General features: G+C 64.9%; 18 protein-coding genes and 1 pseudogene. 11 read left to right on the top strand and 8 right to left on the bottom strand.

Annotated features, from left to right (window positions below; translation table 11 throughout):
* Positions 1-38 precede the first annotated feature (38 nt).
* Entirely contained in the window at positions 39-821 is a 783-nt protein-coding gene (locus tag HAP48_RS20275) for a hypothetical protein (protein ID WP_166210851.1), read from the bottom strand.
* Positions 822-957: 136 nt separating this feature from the next.
* On the opposite strand from HAP48_RS20275, the gene HAP48_RS20270 reads away from it, so the two are divergent.
* Complete coding sequence (locus HAP48_RS20270; RefSeq protein ID WP_166210854.1) at positions 958-2502, top strand: cation:proton antiporter; 1545 nt, start codon at positions 958-960, stop codon at positions 2500-2502.
* A 75-nt stretch (positions 2503-2577) separates the two neighbouring features.
* Positions 2578-3346, top strand: a pseudogene (locus HAP48_RS50465) (hypothetical protein).
* A gap of 6 nt (positions 3347-3352) precedes the next feature.
* Here HAP48_RS50465 and HAP48_RS20255 read toward each other — a convergent pair.
* Positions 3353-4159: an SDR family NAD(P)-dependent oxidoreductase gene (locus HAP48_RS20255; RefSeq protein ID WP_166210857.1), complete on the bottom strand. Its 807-nt coding sequence runs from the start codon at positions 4157-4159 to the stop codon at positions 3353-3355.
* A 257-nt stretch (positions 4160-4416) separates the two neighbouring features.
* Between HAP48_RS20255 and HAP48_RS20250 the strand changes: the two genes are divergently transcribed.
* A complete protein-coding gene (locus tag HAP48_RS20250; RefSeq protein WP_224496518.1) occupies positions 4417-5676 on the top strand; it encodes an MFS transporter in 1260 nt (419 codons plus the stop codon).
* 371 nt (positions 5677-6047) lie between these two features.
* Positions 6048-7265: an EAL domain-containing response regulator gene (locus tag HAP48_RS20245; RefSeq protein ID WP_166210863.1), complete on the top strand. Its 1218-nt coding sequence runs from the start codon at positions 6048-6050 to the stop codon at positions 7263-7265.
* A 14-nt stretch (positions 7266-7279) separates the two neighbouring features.
* Here HAP48_RS20245 and HAP48_RS20240 read toward each other — a convergent pair whose 3' ends face one another.
* Both HAP48_RS20240 and HAP48_RS20235 read right to left on the bottom strand, forming a co-directional pair.
* Complete coding sequence (locus HAP48_RS20240; protein ID WP_210292665.1) at positions 7280-8182, bottom strand: HpcH/HpaI aldolase/citrate lyase family protein; 903 nt, start codon at positions 8180-8182, stop codon at positions 7280-7282.
* A 19-nt stretch (positions 8183-8201) separates the two neighbouring features.
* Entirely contained in the window at positions 8202-8681 is a 480-nt protein-coding gene (locus HAP48_RS20235; RefSeq protein WP_029077678.1) for a hypothetical protein, read from the bottom strand.
* A gap of 208 nt (positions 8682-8889) precedes the next feature.
* Here HAP48_RS20235 and HAP48_RS20230 point away from each other — a divergent pair, with 208 nt between their 5' ends.
* Positions 8890-9189 (top strand): hypothetical protein, encoded by a 300-nt coding sequence (locus HAP48_RS20230; protein WP_166210869.1) that lies wholly within the window; start codon positions 8890-8892, stop codon positions 9187-9189.
* Positions 9190-9305: 116 nt separating this feature from the next.
* On the opposite strand, the gene HAP48_RS20225 is transcribed toward HAP48_RS20230, so the two are convergent.
* Entirely contained in the window at positions 9306-10499 is a 1194-nt protein-coding gene (locus HAP48_RS20225; RefSeq protein ID WP_166210872.1) for a hypothetical protein, read from the bottom strand.
* 128 nt (positions 10500-10627) lie between these two features.
* On the opposite strand from HAP48_RS20225, the gene HAP48_RS20220 reads away from it, so the two are divergent.
* On the top strand, positions 10628-10849 hold the full coding sequence (locus tag HAP48_RS20220) for a hypothetical protein (RefSeq protein ID WP_210292664.1): 222 nt from the start codon (positions 10628-10630) through the stop codon (positions 10847-10849).
* 10 nt (positions 10850-10859) lie between these two features.
* Here the strand turns inward: HAP48_RS20220 and HAP48_RS20215 are convergent, their stop codons facing one another.
* On the bottom strand, positions 10860-11489 hold the full coding sequence (locus tag HAP48_RS20215) for an NUDIX hydrolase (RefSeq protein WP_166210875.1): 630 nt from the start codon (positions 11487-11489) through the stop codon (positions 10860-10862).
* 93 nt (positions 11490-11582) lie between these two features.
* Here HAP48_RS20215 and HAP48_RS20210 point away from each other — a divergent pair, with 93 nt between their 5' ends.
* The 3 genes from HAP48_RS20210 to HAP48_RS20200 all read left to right on the top strand — a co-directional run bounded on the left by HAP48_RS20210 (position 11583) and on the right by HAP48_RS20200 (position 13363).
* Positions 11583-12008 (top strand): PaaI family thioesterase, encoded by a 426-nt coding sequence (locus HAP48_RS20210; protein ID WP_050629838.1) that lies wholly within the window; start codon positions 11583-11585, stop codon positions 12006-12008.
* Between the two features lie 24 nt (positions 12009-12032).
* Entirely contained in the window at positions 12033-13043 is a 1011-nt protein-coding gene (locus tag HAP48_RS20205) for an aldo/keto reductase (protein ID WP_166210878.1), read from the top strand.
* A gap of 119 nt (positions 13044-13162) precedes the next feature.
* Entirely contained in the window at positions 13163-13363 is a 201-nt protein-coding gene (locus HAP48_RS20200; RefSeq protein ID WP_166210881.1) for a hypothetical protein, read from the top strand.
* Between the two features lie 98 nt (positions 13364-13461).
* Here HAP48_RS20200 and katG read toward each other — a convergent pair whose 3' ends face one another.
* A complete protein-coding gene (katG, locus tag HAP48_RS20195; protein ID WP_166210884.1) occupies positions 13462-15627 on the bottom strand; it encodes a catalase/peroxidase HPI in 2166 nt (721 codons plus the stop codon).
* A 118-nt stretch (positions 15628-15745) separates the two neighbouring features.
* Between katG and HAP48_RS20190 the strand changes: the two genes are divergently transcribed.
* A complete protein-coding gene (locus tag HAP48_RS20190) occupies positions 15746-16705 on the top strand; it encodes a LysR substrate-binding domain-containing protein (RefSeq protein ID WP_166210887.1) in 960 nt (319 codons plus the stop codon).
* A gap of 1012 nt (positions 16706-17717) precedes the next feature.
* On the opposite strand, the gene galU is transcribed toward HAP48_RS20190, so the two are convergent.
* Positions 17718-18593, bottom strand: a complete 876-nt coding sequence (gene galU / locus HAP48_RS20185; RefSeq protein ID WP_029077687.1) for a UTP--glucose-1-phosphate uridylyltransferase GalU — start codon at positions 18591-18593, stop codon at positions 17718-17720.
* A 308-nt stretch (positions 18594-18901) separates the two neighbouring features.
* Between galU and HAP48_RS20180 the strand changes: the two genes are divergently transcribed.
* Positions 18902-20218 (top strand): lytic murein transglycosylase, encoded by a 1317-nt coding sequence (locus HAP48_RS20180; protein ID WP_224497065.1) that lies wholly within the window; start codon positions 18902-18904, stop codon positions 20216-20218.
* Positions 20219-20569 lie beyond the last annotated feature (351 nt).

The following is a 20569-nucleotide window of genomic DNA, read 5'->3' as shown; positions in this document are numbered from 1 at the left end:
AAATGACCGCGACCTTCGGCCGGGTCGACCGGGTCCGGCTAATAGCCGTCGACCCCGTTGATCCGCTGCAGCCGCTCGCGCATCGCCTTTTGCAAATCATAGCCCGGCTTGCCGAATTCGGCATTGCGGCGGGCGATGAATTGATCCTGCTCGCGCTGCAGCTCGCGTGCCTGCCGCGGGTCTTTTGACTCGCGTACCGCGCGAAAGCTCGACGCACCGATCTCGCGATCGAGATCGGCGAGCGCGGGATTGGCGCAGATCGCCTTCTCCACCGCTCGGCGCACCTTGCGGCAATCGAAGCTCGGCTTGCCGGCGACCGCCATCATGGCGCCGATCCGCTCCAGCTCCAGCGACAGCGATTTGTAGTTGGCTTTGGCTGCGACGTGATCGGGGTTGAGCTTGACGGCGGCACCGAAATCCATGATCGCCTTCGGCCGGTCGCCCTTGCGGCGCCACAGCTCGCCGCGCGCGTTGTGGGCGTCGGCAAGCGAGGGCTCCAGCTTGAGCACGGTGTCATAGTCGGCGATCGCGCGATCGATCATCTGCCTGCGGTCATAGGCGCTCGCGCGCGCCACGAGCGCCTTGATGCGATCGGGCTTCGCCGCCTTCTCATTGTCGATCAGCGCGCCGCAGACATCGATGGTCTTGTCCTCATCCGCCGCTGCAGCCGCCGCGATGCAGGGGCCGGCATCGGCCTGCACATCCTTGGCGGGCTCGCTGCTCGTCGCACGTGCAACGCCTGACGTCAGCGCGCCCGACAGGCAAATGCACAGCACCGCCAAAGCCAGATTCACGGCCAGATTTGCAGAATTGCGTACCATCCCAATCGTCGACAAATCGTCCTTCTCCCCGCACCCAACCACCGGTCCCTGATTTCCGGCAGCGGCGCCATTTGCCGCAAAACCACACGCTGGATTATACGTCAATTGCGACGATCGGCTGCACTGGGGGTTCGCCTTGCTCACATTCGAATGGATCATCGGCCTGTTGCTCGCGGCCGTTGCGTTGTCGGCGCTGGCACGCAAGATCAAGGTGCCCTACCCGACCTTCCTCGCGGTCGGCGGCGTGCTGCTGGCTTTCGTGCCGTCCGGCCCGTCCTGGGCGCTGGAACCGAAACTGGCGCTGGCGCTGTTCGTAGCACCAGTGCTGCTCGATGCCGCGTTCGATACCTCGCTGCGCGATCTCCGCAACAACTGGCTGCCGGTCTCGACGCTGGTGCTGGTCGCGGTCGGCATCACGACGGTGGCGGTCGCGGTGGTGGCGCGCTGGCTGCTTCCCGACATGCCCTGGCCGGTCGCGATCGCGCTCGGCGCCATCGTCGCCCCGCCCGACGCGGCCGCGGCCACCGCGATCCTGCGCCAGGTCAAATTGCCCTACCGGATCCAGAAGATCCTCGAGGGCGAGAGCCTGCTCAACGACGCCAGCTCGCTGCTGATCTATCGCGTCGCCGTCGGCCTGATCGCGGCCGAACACATGAAGGTGCGCGAATTCGTGCCGTCGCTTGCGGTCGCGCTGGTCGGCAGCCTCGCCGCAGGCTATCTGTTCGCGCAGGTCTGGATGATGATCACCCGCCGCATCACCGAGGCACCGAGCGCGATCATCACCCAGTTCGGCGGCACCTTCATGGTGTGGATCATCGCCGAGCATCTCGGACTGTCCGGCATCCTCACCATCATCGCCTATGCGATCACCATCGCCCGCACCGCGCCGGCCCGCACCTCGGCGCGGCTGCGCGTGTCGTCCTACACGGTGTGGGAAACCGTGATCTTCGTCCTCAACGTGCTCGCCTTCATGCTGATCGGCATGCAACTGCGTCCGATCTGGTCGGAGCTCGACGACGAGGTGCGGTGGAAATATTGCAGCTTCGCCGCCGCGATCCTCGCGGTCGTGGTCGTCGTCCGCATCGCCTGGGTGATGTCCTATGGCGCCTTCCTGCGTGCCCTGAAGGCGCGCGGCCTGCTGCCGCGCTACGTAGTGGCGGCGGTGCCGTCGCTGCGACGTAGCATCGTCGTATCCTGGTGCGGCATGCGCGGCATCGTCACGCTGGCGGCTGCCTTTGCGCTGCCGGAGTATTTTCCATATCGCGACCTGATCCTGCTGACGGCGTTTGCCGTGGTGCTCGGCTCGCTGGTGATCCAGGGCCTGACGCTGCGGCCGCTGATCCTGGCGATGAAATTCGATGACGACGATCCGGTCGCGCGCGAGGCCGCGCACGCCCGCGGCGTCGCCTTTCGCGCGGCGCTGGACGAAATCGATGCGGACCCCTCCGAGGAGGCCGAGATCCTCCGGCTCGAATACCGCGCGGTGCTGCTGCGCGCCGAGACCGAGCCGGATGGCGGCATCGCCTCGGGCGAACTGCCGGCCGATCCGCTGCGCCGCCGCGCCATCGCAGCAGCGCGTCATGCACTGCTCGATCTGCGCCACACCGAGGCGATCGGTGACGATGCCTTCCATCTGGTCGAAGAAGAGCTCGACCGCGCCGAACTCAGCGCTGAGGCGTGATGGCCCGCCGTCTTCACAAGATCGTTCGCAGCCGGGCCCGGTTGAACCATCGCTGGATTTGTCAGACCCAACATCATGACAATCCTCATCGATCGCAATTCACAACGCGCCTCGGCGAAGATCGAAGCGCAGTTCTTCTATTTCTATATGGCGTTGTCGTGCATGGCGGTCGCCGTACTCGGCTTTGCCCCGACCTACTGGGTGCCGATGGCGCGGGGTTCGCTGGCAGCGCCCCCTGTCGTGCATTTGCATGGCCTGCTGTTCTTCGCCTGGACGCTCTATTTCGTATTCCAGAGCTGGCTTGCGGCTTCGGGGCGGATCGTGCGGCATCGCCGGGTCGGCATGATCGGCGTGTCGCTTGCGACTGCCATGACGATGCTGGGCCTGATGGCCTCGATCAGCGTCATGAAGCGCTCGGCCGCGATCGGGCAGATCAACGAAGGCATCGCCTTTTCGATCGTTCCGTTCAGCGGCATCGTGTTCTTTGCAATCGTCTTCGCGCTCGCGATCATCTACGTCCGCTACCGCGAAGCACACAAGCGGCTGATGCTGCTCGCGGCCGTTTCGATCCTCGATGCTGCGGTTGCGCTGGTTCCTGACCTTCCTCGCACCATCAGGCCCGCCGGGGCCACCGCCGGTCCCGGTCACGATCGCGCCGGCATTCGTGGCCTATCTGCTGCTGGTCGTCGCGATCGTGTTCGACTGGCGCACCCGCGGCCGTCCGCACCCGGTCTACATCTATGGTGGGTTGGCGCTGGTCGCGGTGAAGCTGTTGAACTGGCCGATCAGCACCTCGGCCGCCTGGCATTCGTTTGCCGGCGGCATCCTGGCGCTGGCGCAGTAACCTCTTTTACGCACCGGACTTCGAAGTAATGCCGCCGTCGACCACGAGCTCGATGCCGGTGACATATTTCGATTCGTCCGACGCGAGGAACAGCGCGGCATTGGCGACGTCCCAGGCGTCGCCCATGTGCCCCATCGGCACCTGCGCGTCGCGGGCGCGCCACATCGCCTCGACGTCGCCCTTGGCGTAGCTCTGCGCCAGCCCCGCCGAATGCGCCACCATCGGCGTCTTCATCAGCCCGGGCAGGATCGCGTTGACGCGGACATGCTTGGAGGCAAACTCGACCGCGGTCGAACGCGTCATTTGGTTCATCGCCGCCTTGCTCGCATTGTAGCTGACATAGGAAATGCCGACATGGCGGATCGATGCGATCGAAGAGATGTTGATGATCGAGCCGCCGCCCTGCTTGATCATCACGGGAATGACGTGCTTCATCGACAGATAAGCGCTCTTGAGGTTGACCGCGAACACGCGGTCCCAATCGGCTTCCGCCACCTCGACCACGCTGCCGACCTCGGCGATGCCGACATTGTTGTCGAGCACGTCGATGCGGCCATAGGTCTTCAGGCAGGCCGCGACCATCGCCTCGACCTCGACGGCACGCGACACATCGGCAGTGAATGCGACAGCCTTGCCGCCCTCCTCGGTGATGATCTTGACCGTCTCCTCGGCCGCCGCGCCGTTGCGATCGACGCAGAACACGCTGGCGCCCTCGCGCGCAAAGGTCACGGCGGTCGCCTTGCCATTGCCCCAGCCGGGCCCAATCGAGCCCGCGCCGACCACCATCGCAACCTTGCCCTTGAGCCGATCCATCGTTTGTTCTCCCTTGTTGTTCTTGTCGCCCGAATAAGGCCCGTAACCCGGATGAAGCGCCAGCGAAATCCGGGGGCCGGTCTCCCCGGATTACGCTGAGCCCTATTCTCCCCTTAGGCTCAGCCGGAAATTGGCCGCACACCCCCACGGGGTCAACCCATCCAAACAGGGATCCCGTATGGCAGCACCGCTCGCCACGACGGGAACTCTGCGCATGCGAGCGGGTTGAGATGCGCAATCCCGCGGCGAGGTATGACTTGCAGCCGTCCCGGACGACCGCCACGCGCGCGCTTGATGCGTTGAACTTCTTCCTCGCCGACGTGCGGGACGGGCTCGGCCCTTATCTGGCGATCTATCTGCTGACCGAACGGAAATGGGACGAGGCCTCGATCGGGTCAGTGATGTCGATCGCGGCGATTGCCGGGATCGTCGCCCAGACCCCGTCCGGCGCCCTGATCGACCGCAGCCACGCCAAGCGCGCCCTGATGATCGCGGCTGCGATTGCCGTGACCGCCGCGTGCCTGCTGCTGCCGCTGCTCGACCGGTTCGAACTGGTCGCCGCGACCCAAGCGCTCGCGGCCGCCGCCGGATCGGTGTTCGCGCCGGCGATCGCCGCGGTGACGCTCGGCATTGTCGGACCCAAGGCATTCGCGGCGCGGACAGGCCGCAACGAAGCGTTCAATCACGCCGGCAACGCGGTCGCCGCGGCGATCGCCGGCGGCACAGCCTACTGGTTCGGCCCAATCGTCGTGTTCTGGCTGCTGGCGGCGATGGCGCTCGCCAGCATCGCCGCAACGCTGTCGATCCCGGCCGCCGCCATCGACCATCAGGTCGCGCGCGGACTCGACGATGTCGCAGAGGGACAAGGCGCGGCGCAGGACCAGCCATCCGGCTTTCGCGTGCTGCTGACCTGCAAGCCGCTTTTGATCTTCGCGGTCTCCACCGTGATCTTTCACTTTGCCAACGCGGCGATGCTGCCGCTGGTCGGCCAGAAGCTCGCATTGGTCAACCGCAACCTCGGGACGTCGCTGATGTCGGTCTGCATCATCGCGGCGCAGATGGTGATGGTGCCGGTTGCGGTGCTGGTCGGACGCAAGGCCGATGTTTGGGGCCGCAAGCCGATCTTCGCTGTGGCGCTCGCGGTGCTGGCCATTCGTGGCGCGCTCTATCCGCTGTCGGACAACCCATACTGGCTGGTGTCGGTGCAATTGCTCGACGGCGTCGGCGCCGGGATCTTCGGCGCTCTATTCCCCCTCGTGGTTGCCGATCTCACGCACGGTACCGGGCATTTCAACATCAGTCAGGGCGCGATCGCCACCGCAACCGGCCTCGGCGGCGCGCTGAGCACGGCAGTCGCCGGATTCATCGTCGTCCACGCCGGTTATAGCGCCGCATTCCTGTTCCTTGCAGCCGTCGCTTGTGCCGGGCTGATCGGCTACTGCGCGTTGATGCCGGAGACATTGCGCACGGCAACGACGCCGTCACACACAACTGCATTGGCACCGCAGAACGGATGATCCGATTCGCCGTCGGCGCTCGGCAGCGGATCAACGCATCACGCCGCGTGACACGATCTGATGTCCGACAATGACGCAGATCCACGTCTGCATCGAAGCGACACCACAGTCATTAACACCGTCTCTCGATGAAACACGCACGCAATGTTTCTGCCGACGTCAAAAGCCGGCGCGATCGCGCTCATGAACGTCAGATGACGCATTTGTTGCGCGCGCGACAGCGGTGAGACGCGCCGATTCCCGCGTCATTTGATTCGAATTGAATCCTTTAAGGTTAGCGGCGCAATCAATGTATGAGCCAGAAATTTCCATGATTGCCGCCGCTCTTGGATGTACGAGTCAGGCCGGGGTAATTACGGATAAGGCGGGGCATGAACCACATCAGTCACATCGGACACGCGCGAGCCGGATGGTTCGGACATCGCAAGCTGACCCCACGCGCATGCATTGCGGACAGCAAAAAACACCTTCGGACCTTCCTCGCGGAGGCGCTGGAAGACCTCGGCTTCATCACCAGTGAATGCAGCCAGGCTTTGGAACTCGAAACCGTCCTGGACGCGGAACGGCCCGATCTTCTGGTGCTCGGCGTGTCCGTTGACGGCATCGAAGTCAGTAAAATTCTCGAGACTTTGGTGAGAAAGGACTACGGCGGCAAGGTCCTCGTCATCGGCCAGCCGGACTCGATCATCGTCAAGGCGGTCCGGCAGATCGGCGATGAATACGGCATCGCCATGCTGCCGGCACTGTCGACGCCGTTCAGCGCGGGAACCCTGCGTGACAGTCTTGCGTCGCTGCTGCCGCTCGAACCCGCGCCGAGCCCCGCGGTGGATGTGCCCGAAGCGCTGAAGGCCGGCTGGCTCGAGCTGTGGTATCAGCAGAAAATTCATCTCCGCACGCTGGTTCCGAGCGGCGCCGAAGCGCTGATCCGGATGCGCCATCCAGCCTGGGGCGTCGTGCCGCCGGCCTACTTCATCCCCGATGAAGGCGATCCGCATTTTCATGCGCTGTCCGAGTTCGTGATCGCGCGCGCGATCGAGGACTGGCGCTATCTCCTCGAGCAGATCGGGCCGGTCGATCTCTCGATCAACCTGCCGATGTCGTTTCTCGCCGATGACGACGCGGTGCGCGAGCTCTGTTACCGCATGCCGGATCATGCGGCCTTCGCCGGCCTGCTGATCGAGATCGACAGCACCGAGGTGGTCGACAATCTCGACCTTGCGATCGATGTCGCGAGGCGTGTGCGGTTGCACAATATCGGCATCTCGATCGACAATGTCGGCGCCAACTGGCCGTCCCTGCTCGGACTGCCGAACTTCCCGTTCGTCCAGCTCAAGGTCGACCATCAATTCGTCACCGGCTGCGCGGACCAGCGCCTGAAGCAGACGGTGTGCCGGCGGGTCATTGAGCTAGCTCACGATAGCGGCGCGCAAGTCGTCGCGCAGGGCGTCGAGACGCGCGCGGACTTCCTCGCCGCGCATGAGATGGATTTCGATCAGGTCCAGGGTTACCTGTTCGGCAAGCCGATGGGCGTCAAGAAGTTCGCGCGCTCACGCATGCACTTCTCGGAGAAAGAGCCGATCGTATCCTGAGGCGTGGCCTCTGGTCAGGCTTGAGCATTGCGATCGATCGCGCGCAGCGCCTCGCCGCGCGCGATCAGACGCTTTGCGTTCGAATAGGTCGGGACCTCGAGCAGCGAGCCATCGAGTTCGACGCGCCCAAGGCCCTGTGTCCGCGCCGCCTCGAACGCCGCGACGATCCTGCCCGCCTGGCGCAGCTCGTCCTCACTCGGCGTGAGGACGCCGTTGACGATTGTCGCGTGCGCAGGATCGACCAGGCTCTTGGCGGTGTAGCCCAGCCGTCGCGCCCACACCGTGTCGCGCGCGACGCCTTCAGCGTCGCTCCAGGTGTAGGGACAATCGACCGCGACGACGCCAGCCGCGCGACATTCGACGATGAAGCGTTGCCGCGCATAGGCGAGCTCCAGGCCATCGCTGCCGCGCTCGGCACCAAGATCGGCGGCGAGATCTTCGGAGGCCATCAGGCAACCGATGATGCGCCGGCTTGCTGCCGCGATCGCGCCGGTCTGCACCAGACCGCGCGCGAACTCGATGTTCGGCAGCAGGGACGTCGATCCCTCGGCGATGCCATAGTCGCGCTCGAACCGCGTCACCGCCTCGTCAAGCCGGACGACATGGTGCGGCTCGGCAACCTTCGGCAGCGCGACGATATCGGGACGTCCCTGCATCACCGCGGCGAGGTCATCCATGCCGTCCTGGTCCAGCGGATTGACGCGGACCGCGACAACAACGCCCTGGTCGCGCCAGGCCGCATAGAGCGCGGCCGCCAGTGCCCGCGCCTTCGGACGCAGCGGCGGCGGGGTGAAATCCTCGAGCTCATGGATCAACACGTCGGCGCCGCTGGCGGCTGCCCGCTGCAGGACCGCCTCATTGGCGCCTTCGAGAAACAGCCAGGAGCGGCAGAGCGGGGCTGGGCGCAGCTTGCGCATCACGCTATCCGCACCGCCGTCACTGGAACGTCATGTCGAGGCACTTCGAGATGTCGGAGCCGAGGCCGGACGAGATGGTGATGCAGCCGCGGATCTTCTGGGTGTTGGCGTCGCTCGCCCAGATCGCATAGCCGCCCGGACCGAAGAACGAATTGGTGTTCGGCGGCTCGGTCTCGGTGGCGTCGAAGGTGTAGTTGCCGTCGGTCTCGAAGATACGCGGCTTCCTGGTGCAGCCGCCATCGGCCTGGACGTTGATGACCTCCTTGTTGTCCCGCGTCAGCGCCAGCGAAACCTGGCAGCGGAAATATTCCGAGGTCTTGGCGTTGAACAGATAGGCGTAGGACTTGCAGGTCGCGGTGTTGAGCTTGCCGGCGGACAGGCCGCGGCTGCAGGAGATGCGCTGGTTGTTGGAGAGCTTGAATTCGTCGGCCTGCGCGGCTGACGCCAGCGTCATGAACGACAGCGCGACACCGATACCGATCTTCATGACGTGGTTCATCCTGATCCATCCCCAAGGTCGTGTTTCTGGCAATCGAGGCGTTTGTAAACGGTAACGCGAAGATAGTCGTCAAGCTCGATGCGGGGAATCACAAAGTCGCAGACCGGCGCGAGCGGCCGCGCCGATTGTCGTATTGACGCACGAATGGCGTTCGTGATTTGTTCAGAACCGTGGGGACGACGCCGTTTTTCTCGGCCGGAGGTGGATCATGACGCATTTTTTGACCAAGACCTTTGTTGCGACTGCGGCGTTTGCCGCGCTGACGACATGCGCCTTCGCGCAGGAGGCTGCGCCGTGGGAGCTGAAGCCCGACATGGGCTACGCCTATGACAAGGAGGGCAAGACCTGGGCCTACAAGATGGGCACCAGCAATGCCGGCACGCTGTTGAAGGGCGCCAAGAAGGTGCCGAGGGGGACGCTGTTCTTCATCGGCCACAATGGCCAGCTCTACATGCGCCCCGGGCCCTATCTCGAGGGCGACGGTAAGTTCATGTTCGGCTCGAACTAGAGCGTTTTCGAGCGAAGTGGACACCGGTTCGCGTGAAGAAAACGCGTCAAAACAAGAGTCTAGAGCTTCGGTTCTGATTCAGTCAGAACCGAAGCTCTAGCGTTTTTCGGCCGACGTCAGAACGCCGCGGCCAATTCCCGGGCGCCAGGCTTGTTGCTGTTGAAGTCCATCCGCTCATTGGTGACGGCGAGCAGCCGGGCCACGGTGTTGTGGCGGATCGCGACCGGGTTGCGCTCGTAGCCGGAGCGCTGGAAGAAGTTCGAGGTCGGCACCTGCTCGCGCATCGCCTGCGGCATGGTCACCATGTCGAGCCCGGTGCCGTCGCCGGTGAGGTTCATCATCTCGAGCTCGGCCGCGGTCAGCGGCCGTGTGTAGCCCTTGTTGCGGGCGAAGATCACCGAGGTCAGCAGCTTATGGGTCTGCAGCATCGGGCCGACGTCGATGTCGAGCACCATGGCATGACAGGCCCAGCCCTGCGCGGTGTCGGCGAGCCGTTGATGCGCCGACCAGTCGTCGGGCACGGTGCGACTAAACGCCACCATCTTCTTCAGCACCGCGAGCTTGTGCTCCATGGCCTTGCGCGCCGGCCCCTGCGTCGCCGCAACCCGCTCGGAAAGGTCCCGCACGAATTCATGACCCTGCTCGGCCAATAACTCGACCGTGTTGGTGGTGAGCAGCTGGTTGTAGCCCATCGCGGTGGAAATGGCGCGCTTGCCGCCATGCTCGATGCCCGCCTGGACGTCGTAATTGCCGGTGCCGCCGGTCTCGAACGAATAGACCCGCACCGCCTGCTCCGGCGTCAGCCCCGCCGCGCGTGCGTAGCGGGCATAGGCGCGCTTGAACTCGACCTCTTTGGCCGGCCGCTGCGGCGTAAACTGGAATTGCTCGGCCGCCGCCCTGAGCAAATCCGAGACCACCGGTATCGTTTTGGGCGGACGCTTGCCGCCCTCCTCCTCTTCCGGAGCCGGATTGACCGGCCGCTTCCGGCCCTCATAGACCGGCGGCTGCTGCAGCACGTAATCATCCAGCGCGACCTGCACCCGGTCGCGGCGCTTGGCATTGCGGCCGCGCCGCTTGTCGGCGATCGCGTTCCAATAGGCGGTCGCATCCTGTTCGAAGGCGGCGCGCGCCTCCTGGTATTCCTGCAGCTTGCGGCGATACTCCATGATCGCCTGCGGCGAGGCCTGCGCCATCGCATTGGCGACGGAAGGCGGCAACGCATCCGCCTCGCCGGCCAACACAGACGGCGCGCTAGCGACCAGCGCGAGCGCGACAAATCCTGACGAGAGGCGAATCAATTGCGGGCGCATCGCCTCCTTGTAGCAAGCGCGGCCGTGAAGTCAGCCCGGAATTGTCCGGATCGAAAGCGGCGGGATGCCGCGACCAAATCCAGAATTTTCGCCATAATGCGGCTCCAAGGAAAGCAGTGGAGCTCGCGATGAGGAAGGCACTCTGGCTCGCCGCCGCAGGCGCGCTGACGCTGATGGCGCCGGCGCGCGCTGAACGTCCGGATTGCGGATCGTTTCCGGATACCCGTTCACGTCTCACCTGTTACGAGAACGTGTCGCGGGCGCCCAATCCGGAACCCGCGGTCGCGGCGCATCCTGCCGCACCACCGAAAGTAACGAAGCCGCGCCGCCACAAGCGAGACCACAGATAGTTTCCTCCACTCACTTCCATGCGAACACCGGCTGCTCGAGATCGGCGACGCGGGTGTTGCGGCCGGCCAGCACCTCGCGGAATTGATAGATCAGCGCCGCGGTCGGCGCATGAATATGCTGGCCGCCGAGACGGAAGCGGATCACGCGCCGCGAACTCTCCGGGATCGTGACGAAGGTGAAGGCGTCCTCTAGCTCGATCGCATCGAGGCCGATGCGGTGGACAGATGCGACCTCGTCCGGGTTCGGCACGATCGCCGCATTGGCGCCGGCCCAGACCACGACCGGCGTGACCAGATAGCCGGACCGGGTCGGATAGTCGTCGAGCATGCCGAGCACGTCGCGGTCGGACAGCGCCATGCCAAGCTCCTCGTGCAATTCGCGCAGCGCAGCCTCGGCCTGCGTCTCGCCGGCATCGCAGCGCCCGCCCGGCAGCGCCCATTGCGCGCTGTGGGCGCGCAGGCGCGCGCTGCGGCGGGTCAAGAGGAAGGCCGCGCCGCTGCCGTCATCGGCTTCGGTCAGCGCGATCGCGACCGCTGCGCGCTTCAGCGTCGGTGCCGCATCGGCCGGCGCGAGGCGCGCGAACGCCGAGCAGAGCTCTGCGATATTCCGCCGGGTGGCATCGTCAAATGTGCGGGCCATTGATCTTGACTACAACACGTCAGCGATTGATGAAATGACCGGAACGGCATGCCTCCTGCGATCAATCATTTGCAAGCAACGGATCCTCACCTCATGACGGCCAAGGCCGCCGACAAACTCAAATCCGACGGCTGGAAGGTCGCCGACACCACGGGCTTCCTGACACTGATCGGCCCGTTGTGGGAACGGCTGAAGGACGGCGCGCTCGAGCTCGCATTGATCACCGAGGACAAGCACCACAACCGCCGCGGCCTGGTGCAGGGCGGTGTCATCATGACCTTCGCTGACCGCGCCTGCGGCATGGCCGCACGTTTCGTCTCGGGCAAGCCAACGCTTGCGACGGTGCAGCTCGACACCCATTTCGTCGAGGCCGGCAAGATCGGCGAGATCCTGACGACGCGCCCGCGCGTGGTGCGCTCGACCCGCAGCCTGATCTTCATCACGGCCGAGGTAACCGTCGACAAGCGCTGCATCGCGATGGCCAACGGCGTGTTCAAAATTTTGAAGAACGAGAGTTGACGCGTCATTCCGGAGGAACGATCGATGCAATATCGCCAGCTTGGCCGCAGCGGCCTGAAGGTTTCGCCGATCTGCCTGGGCACCATGATGTTCGGCGGACCGACCGATGAGGCGACCTCGTCGCGGATCGTGGCGAAAGCGCGCGAGGCCGGCATCAACTTCATCGACAGCGCCGACGCCTATAATGGCGGCAAATCCGAGGAGGTCGTCGGCCGCGCGATCTCGAACAGAAGGTCGAACTGGGTGCTGGCGACAAAACTCGCCAATCCGATCGACGACGACCCCAACCATGGCGGGCTGTCGCGGCGCTGGGTGTTCCAGGCCGCCGACGAGAGCCTGAAACGGCTCGGCACCGACTACATCGACATCTACTACCTGCACAAGGAAGACCACACGACGCCGCTCGACGAGACGGTGCGCGCCATCGGCGACCTGATTCGCGCCGGCAAGGTGCGCTATTTCGGCGTCTCCAACTACCGCGCCTGGCGCGTCGCCGAGATCTGCAACATCTGCGACCGGCTCGGCATCGATCGCCCGGTCGCGAGCCAGCCCTATTACAACGCGATGAACCGGATGCCCGAGGTCGAGCATTTCCCGGCCTGCGCCTATTACGGCCTCGGCATCGTGCCCTACAGCCCCTTGGCGCGCGGCGTCCTGACCGGCAAATACGCGCCCGATGCGGCGCCGCCCGCGGACACCCGTGCGGGGCGCAACGACAAGCGCATGATGCAGACCGAGTGGCGGCCGGAATCGCTGCAGCTCGCGCAAGAGATCAAGCACCACGCCGAGAGCCGCGGCATCACCGCCGGGCAGTTCGCGGTGTCCTGGGTGCTGAACTCGTCGTTCGTCAGCGCCGTGATCGCCGGCCCGCGCACCGAAGCGCAATGGGACGACTACATCCGCGCGCTCGATTATCGCTTCACCGCCGAGGACGAGGCGCTGATCGATCGCCTCGTCGTCACCGGCCATCCCTCGACGCCTGGGTTCAACGATCCCGCCTATCCGATCGAAGGACGCCGGGCGCGGACCGAATAGCATCGCGGCGTCGGCGTTTGTCTCGGCAGCGCCGAAGTTACGTTTCGCACCTTCCGAATTGCGCAATGTCCGCGGCGGCTGCAGCATCAGGGCATCACAATGCTGATACTGGTGCTGCAATGATTGCATCCAATGTACTGGACTGGATCGTGGCGCTGCTGGTCTGCTGGGCAAGCCTGACCGCGATCTTCGAGCCTTCGCGCGATGCCTCACAGTGCGACGTCCCTTATGCGACAAGCAGCGTGCCGCAGGTCCCGCTCGCGGCTCCGACCCAGGCGGAGATCGCAGCGATGATTCGCGACATGAAGCTGCACGACTGAGCGGGATGGCCAAACCGCGAAACCCTTCGTTATCGTCCCCGAAATGAAACAGGGCGGCGCCGAAGCGCCGCCCTGCCCATGTTGTCGTTGCTCGCCGCTTACTTCACGAGCTCGAAGCGATCGGCGTTCATCACCTTGGCCCAGGCCGCGACAAAATCCTTCACGAACTGCTCCTTGGCATCCGACGAGCCGTAGACCTCGGCGAACGCGCGCAGCTGCGAGTGCGAGCCGAAGATCAGGTCGGCGCGGGTGCCGGTCCACTTCACCGCCTTGGTCTTGCGGTCGCGGCCCTCATAGACGCCCTCGCCGGCATCGCTCCACACCGTGCCCATGTCGAGCAGGTTGAGGAAGAAGTCGTTGGTCAGCGTCCCCGGCTTGCCGGTGAAGACGCCGTGCTTCGACTTCTTGGCGTTGGCGCCGAGCACGCGCAGGCCGCCGACCAGAACCGTGAGCTCCGGTCCGGTCAGCCGCAAGAGGTGTGCACGATCGACCAACGCCTCCTCGGGCTGCATGAACTGACGCTTGCCGCTGATATAGTTGCGGAAGCCGTCAGCCCGCGGCTCGAGCGGAGCGAAGGATTCGACGTCGGTGTGGTCCTGCGTCGCATCGGTGCGGCCCGGCGTGAAGGGGACCTTCACATTGGTGCCGCCGTCCTTCGCCGCCTTCTCGATCGCAGCGGCGCCGCCGAGCACGATCAGGTCGGCCAGCGAGACCTTCTTGCCGAACTCCTTCTGGATGGCTTCGAGCTTGCCCAGCACGGTCTTGAGCTGCGCCGGCTCGTTGACATCCCAGTCCTTCTGCGGGGCGAGACGGATGCGCGCGCCGTTGGCACCGCCGCGCTTGTCCGAGCCGCGGAACGTGGAGGCCGAGGCCCAGGCGGTTGACACCAGTTCGGACACCGACAGACCCGAGGCTGTTATCTTCGCCTTGAGCGCCTCGATATCCTTGTCGTCGATCACGGCATGATCGAGCGCAGGAACCGGATCCTGCCAGATCAGCGTCTCCTTCGGCACCAGCGGGCCGAGGTAGCGCACGATCGGACCCATGTCGCGGTGGGTGAGCTTGAACCAGGCGCGGGCAAAGGCGTCCGCGAACTGATCCGGATGCTCATAGAACCGGCGCGAGATCTTCTCATAGGCCGGGTCGTAGCGTAGCGAGAGGTCGGTGGTCAGCATCGTCGGGACATGCTTCTTCGACGGATCGAACGCGTCCGGAATGACGGCGTCCGCGCCCTTTGCCTTCCACTGCTTCGCACCCGCCGGGCTCTTGGTCAGCTCCCATTCGTACTTGAACAGGTTTTCGAAGAAGTGGTTGCTCCACTTGGTCGGGGTCTGGGTCCAGGTGACCTCGGGGCCGCCGGTGATCGCGTCAGCGCCGACACCGGTGCCGAACTTGCTCTTCCAGCCGAGGCCCTGCTCCTCGAGCGCGCCGCCTTCAGGCTCCGGCCCGATCAGCGACGGATCACCCGCGCCGTGGGTCTTGCCGAAGGTGTGGCCCCCGGCGATCAGCGCAACGGTCTCCTCGTCGTTCATCGCCATGCGGAAGAACGTCTCGCGGATGTCCTTGGCCGCGGCAACCGGGTCCGGATTGCCGTTCGGGCCTTCCGGGTTGACGTAGATCAGGCCCATCTGCACCGCGCCGAGCGGCTCGGAGAGCTGGCGCTCGCCGCTGTAACGCTCGTCGCCGAGCCAGGTGCCTTCCGGACCCCAATACAGCTCCTCGGGCTCCCACACGTCGGCGCGGCCGCCGGCGAAGCCGAAGGTCTTGAAGCCCATCGATTCCAACGCGACGTTGCCGGCGAGGACCATCAAATCGGCCCAGGAAATCTTGCGGCCGTATTTCTGCTTGATCGGCCAGAGCAGCCGACGCGCCTTGTCGAGGTTGGCGTTGTCGGGCCAACTGTTGAGCGGGGCGAAGCGCTGCTGACCCGCGCCGGCGCCGCCGCGGCCGTCGGTGATGCGATAGGTGCCCGCCGAGTGCCAGGCCATGCGGATCATCAGGCCGCCGTAGTGACCGAAGTCGGCCGGCCACCATTCCTGCGACGTCGTCATCAGGGCCGTGAGGTCCTTGATCACGGCGTTGAGATCGAGGGTCTTGAATTCCTTGGCGTAGTCGAAGCCCTTGCCCATCGGATCGGACAGGCTGGAGTTCTGATGCAGCACCTGAACGTCGAGCGTCTCCGGCCACCAGTCACGATTCGAGTGCCCGCGGGGCCCGCCAGTGAATGGGCATTTGCCCGCGCCTTCGTCGGTTTTTGCGTCCATGTTTCTTCTCCGAGGTGATGGATTCTGGAATGTGCTGGAGCTCTTCCAAGAACGATTCTACGCGCCCCAACCCATCAGGTGAAATTGACTTTAATGATCGCGACGATAAGATAATCTGATGATAAATGTCACACTCCGGCAATTGAGGTATTTCGATGCGCTGGCGCAGCACGGCCATTTCGGCCGCGCCGCGGAGGCCTGCGCGGTCTCGCAGCCGGCGCTGTCGATGCAGATCCGCGAGCTGGAACGCGCCGTCGGCGGCGTGCTGATCGAACGCAATGCGCGACAGGTCACGCTGACGACTTTCGGCGAGGACCTGTTGCATCGCGTGCGCGACATCCTGCGCTCGGTCGACGAGCTCGGCGACTTCGCGCGCGCCTCGCGCGACAAGCTCGCAGGCCGCCTGCGCGTCGGCATGATCCCGACGATTGCGCCATATCTGCTGCCGAAAGTGATCGAGACGCTGGCGCGGCTGCATCCCGAGCTCGACATCCACGTCCGCGAGACGCTGACGCCGAAGCTGATCAAGGAGGTCGCCGAAGGCCGGCTCGACACCGCGATCGTGGCGCTGCCGGTGCATGAACCGTCGCTGACCGAGGTCGCGCTGTTCACGGAAAGCTTTTTGCTGGTGAGGCCAGGCGAGGACGCGAAGACGCCGGTGCCGAGCGCCGAGATGCTGCGCGAGATGCGGCTGTTGCTGCTCGAGGAAGGCCACTGCTTCCGCGACCAGGCGCTGTCGTTCTGCAACATGCAGTCGTCGTCGCCGCTGCGCGAGGTGCTGGACGCGAGCTCGCTGTCGACGCTGGTGCAGATGGTCGGCGCCGGCATCGGCGTCACCTTGATCCCCGAGATGGCCGTGACGGTGGAGACGCGCTCGGCGCCGGTCACGGTCTCGCGCTTCAAGAACCCGCAGCCTTCACGCACCATCGGGATGGTCTGGCGCAAGACCAGCCCGCTCGCGGCGCAGCTCCTGCAGATCGCCGAAGTGGTCAGTCTCGCCGCCGACGAATTGCGCGCGCCGAAGGGGAATGGTGCGAAAGAGCCGGCCAAACGCGCGGGGCGGCGCAAGGCTGGGTGATTGGTTCGGTGGCGCGGCGACGCAGCTCTCGTTTGACGCACACCTCGCGCCACACTCACAGCTGTCGTCCTGGCGAAAGCCAGGACCCATACGCCGCAGCGGATGTTGTGAAAGGGACTCGTCGTTTCAGCGGTGCGCAACAACATCCTTTTGTGGTTATGGGTCCCGGCCTTCGCCGGGACGACACTGAGAATGTTGCACGGCCGGTGAGTCATACATCCGCATTCTCGCGACATGATCTGCCCGAGCTTTGCTCTTCGTTTCGCCCTCTCTCGAACAGAGGGCGCAGGGAAAGCCGGGTGCCGATCGCACCCATGGGCCCCGAGCAAAGGTAGAAAGCTCGGGGGTAGGACCACAGGTGTAACCGGGAACAACCCGGCTTTCCCTGCGCGATGGGTTACGGCTTATTTCGTGCTCTCCCCGGCGAGACTGGGCTTGTTTGTCACCGCCTCGCGAAGATGCTTCGCATCTCGCGGGGGACACCGGCCGCTAGGGCGTCAGGACCACACGACTTCACCGTCCGCGTCATGCGCATTCGTCGACTGCGCAATCGGCGTCCACCGCATCTCACCACAACACCCGTGACGATGCGCAGCGCCCCTCGATCGGGTGAGACGGACGAACCATACACCGAGTTATATTTCTGATAAAGTGAAATATTTTTGCAGAGAGGGCTTGCCACGCCGGGCAACTCAGTGGCACGCGCGCGTGAGGGAGCCACCGGCGGAAGGTTCCCTCCCCCCTCTTGTCCGCCGAAGCCTCTTGGCGAAGGCGGATGCGGTGGAGGGTTAGGGAGAGGGGTGCCACACGACGTGCTCTCTCCCGTATCTGTCACGGCGACAAGCGAACAAGTTGCGTGAGCGATGCGCTCATATCGATCGGCTCGCCCGGGGCCACCCCTCTCCCCCTCTCCCACAAGGGGAGAGGGAGCCTGAGCGGCGTGCTCACCTCACCACTCCGAAGTATCGCGGCGCGATCAGCACCGAATCCATTTATCTACGGAGGCAGCGCCTCACCTCTCCAGATACTTCTTCATCTCGGCGATCAGGCCGTCGCGGAGTTCGGGGCGCTTGAGGCCGAAGGCGATGTTGGCGCGGAGGAAGCCGGGCTTCGAGCCGCAATCGTGACGCTCGCCCTCGAACTCGACGCCGTAGAACTTCTGCGTCCTGGCGAGCCCGATCATCGCATCGGTGAGCTGGATCTCGCCGCCGGCGCCGCGCTCCTGGGTGGCCAGGATATCGAAAATCTCCGGCTGCAGGATGTAGCGGCCGGTGATCGAGAGGTTGGACGGCGCGGTGCCCTGCGGCGGCTTCTCGACCATGCGATCGACCTCGAAGATGTTGCCGGTGCGCTTGCCGACGCTGCAGATGCCGTATTGATGGGTGAGTTCGTCGGGCACCGCCTCAACCGCGATCAGGTTCGACTTCTCGCCGAGCTTGCTTGCGGCGTCGATCATCTGCTTCAGGCAGCCCGGCGTGTTCAGCACCAGCTCATCCGGCAGCACCACCGCAAACGGCTCGTTGCCGACGATGTCGCGCGCGCACCACACCGCGTGGCCGAGCCCGAGCGGCGACTGCTGCCGGGTGAAGCTCATCGCGCCGGCTTCGGGCTGGTTTTGCGCCAGGATCTCCTGCTCGGTCTTCTTGCCGCGCTGCGCGAGCGTGGTGTCGAGCTCGAACATGCGGTCGAAATGATCCTCGATGACGCCCTTGTTGCGGCCGGTGACGAACACGAAGTGCTCGATGCCGGCTTCCCTCGCCTCGTCGACCACGTACTGGATCAGCGGCTTGTCGACGATCGTCAGCATCTCCTTCGGCATCGCCTTGGTGGCGGGCAGCACGCGGGTACCGAGACCGGCGACGGGGAATACGGCTTTGCGGATCTTCATGGGATTATCGGAAGCCTTGAAATGGGTGGGACGGCGGCACGAAATGAATCACGCCTTTGGTAACCCGTTTTGCAGCCGCCAACAAAGGCGGATGTGTGGTGAGGCTTAATTCCGCCGTTCCCGCCGGCCAAAGCTGCGACAGCAAAATCTCGCCGATGTTAAGTTAATGGAAACCGTGCCGGGGCCTTCTGAAACCGCACGTTTTTGACAGGCACACGACAATGCACGCGACGGGAACATCAAGGACCAGGCTTTTCAGCGCGAGCCTCGTCGCGCTGGCCGTTCTGCTGTCAGGCGCGGCGCTGTTGATGCCCCGCGGCGCCCGGGCCCAATCCACGGGCAACGGCCTGACCAACCTGATCGACAGCATCTTTTCGGGACCGAACGCCGCAACGCCGCCGCAGGCCGCGACCGGAGGCGACGGCACCGCGCCGCCCTGGAGCGGGGAAGACGGCGCCTCCGGCCATCCGCTGATGACGGCGGCGGCGATCCGCCAAGCCGCGTCGGACTTCCCGAACTGCGTCGCAGCGATGTGGCCGGATGCCGCGCGGCGCAACATCACGCGAGAAAATTTCGAGCGCTTCACCGCGGGCCTCACGCCCGATCTGCGCATCATGGATCTGCTGGATTCGCAGCCGGAATTCACCAAGGCGATCTGGGACTATCTCGACATCCTCGTCAGCGACGCGAGACTGGCGAAAGGCCGCGAGATCCTTGCGAAATACAAGGCGCAGTTCGACGCGACCGAGCAGGCCTATGGCGTCGATCGCTACATCATCGCGGCGATCTGGGGCATCGAATCGAACTATTCGACCCAGATGGGCGATCGCAGCGTGGTGCAGTCGACCGCCACGCTTGCCTGCATCGGCCGCCGCCAGGCCTATTTCAAGGATGAGTTCCTGTCGGCGCTGGAAATCCTCAACCGCGGCGATCTCAGGCCCGAGCAGATGCGCGGCTCCTGGGCCGGCGCCTTCGGCCCGACCCAGTTCATGCCGACCGCGTTCAAGCGCTACGCCGTCGATGGCGATGGCGACGGCCGCCGCGATGTCGTCGACGATCCGGGCGATTTGATCGCCTCGACCGCCAACAATCTGAAGAAGGACGGCTGGCAGACCGGCGCCAGCTGGGGCTACGAGGTCGTGCTGCCGCAGGGCTTCAACTACATGCTGGCCGACCGCGCCAAGGCGATGCCGCTGTCGCAATGGGAGCAACTCGGCCTCAAGCGGCCGAACGGCCAGCCGTTCCCGCGGTCCTCCGACAAGGCCTATCTGCTGGCGCCGGCCGGCGCCGCGGGGCCGGGCTTCCTGATGCTGCAGAATTTCCGGGTCATCATGAAGTACAACCCGGCGGAGGCCTATGCGCTCGCCATCGGCCATTTCGCCGACCGCCTGCGCGGCGGCCCACCCTTCGTGCAGCCCTGGCCGCGCCAGGAACGGGTGCTGTCGCGTGCCGAGCGGCTGGAACTGCAGCAGTTGCTGGCCCAGCGCGGCTTCTACAAGGGTACGCCCGACGGCCAGTTCGGCGGCCAGACCCGCGAGGCGCTGCGTGGCTTCCAGGTCTCGATCGGCGCCCCCGCCGACGGGTTTGCCACCGCCGAGGTGCTGGAGCGGCTGCGGGGGCGGTAGGGCGCCCTACGGAACCTCTTCACCTCCCCTTGAAAAGGGGAGGTCGTTTTGCTCGAGAGAGCGAAGCGGGATCGTCTCTCTCCACGAGTGACGGTGCGTGTGGCTGCCCCCCATCCCGACCTTCTCCCTTTCAGGGGGAAGGAGAAGGCTAAGCCCCGGATGAGGCCCCGCTCCATACGGGCACGGGCTTGGGCAGCAGGCCTCCTCACCCCAAAAGTAACCGTGAAATCCGATATTTGCCCGGTGCCTTGACGGCCGGCGGGGGCACCCGATTTATGGTGGAAAAGCTGCCCGCTTGCGGCCCGATTCCGCTAGTATGGGGTGGTACTTCCAGATCATTGCGACCGACCC

This window comes from Bradyrhizobium septentrionale (genome assembly GCF_011516645.4).
GTDB classification, from domain to species: domain Bacteria; phylum Pseudomonadota; class Alphaproteobacteria; order Rhizobiales; family Xanthobacteraceae; genus Bradyrhizobium; species Bradyrhizobium septentrionale.
This window is presented reverse-complemented; position numbering and strand designations above follow the sequence as displayed.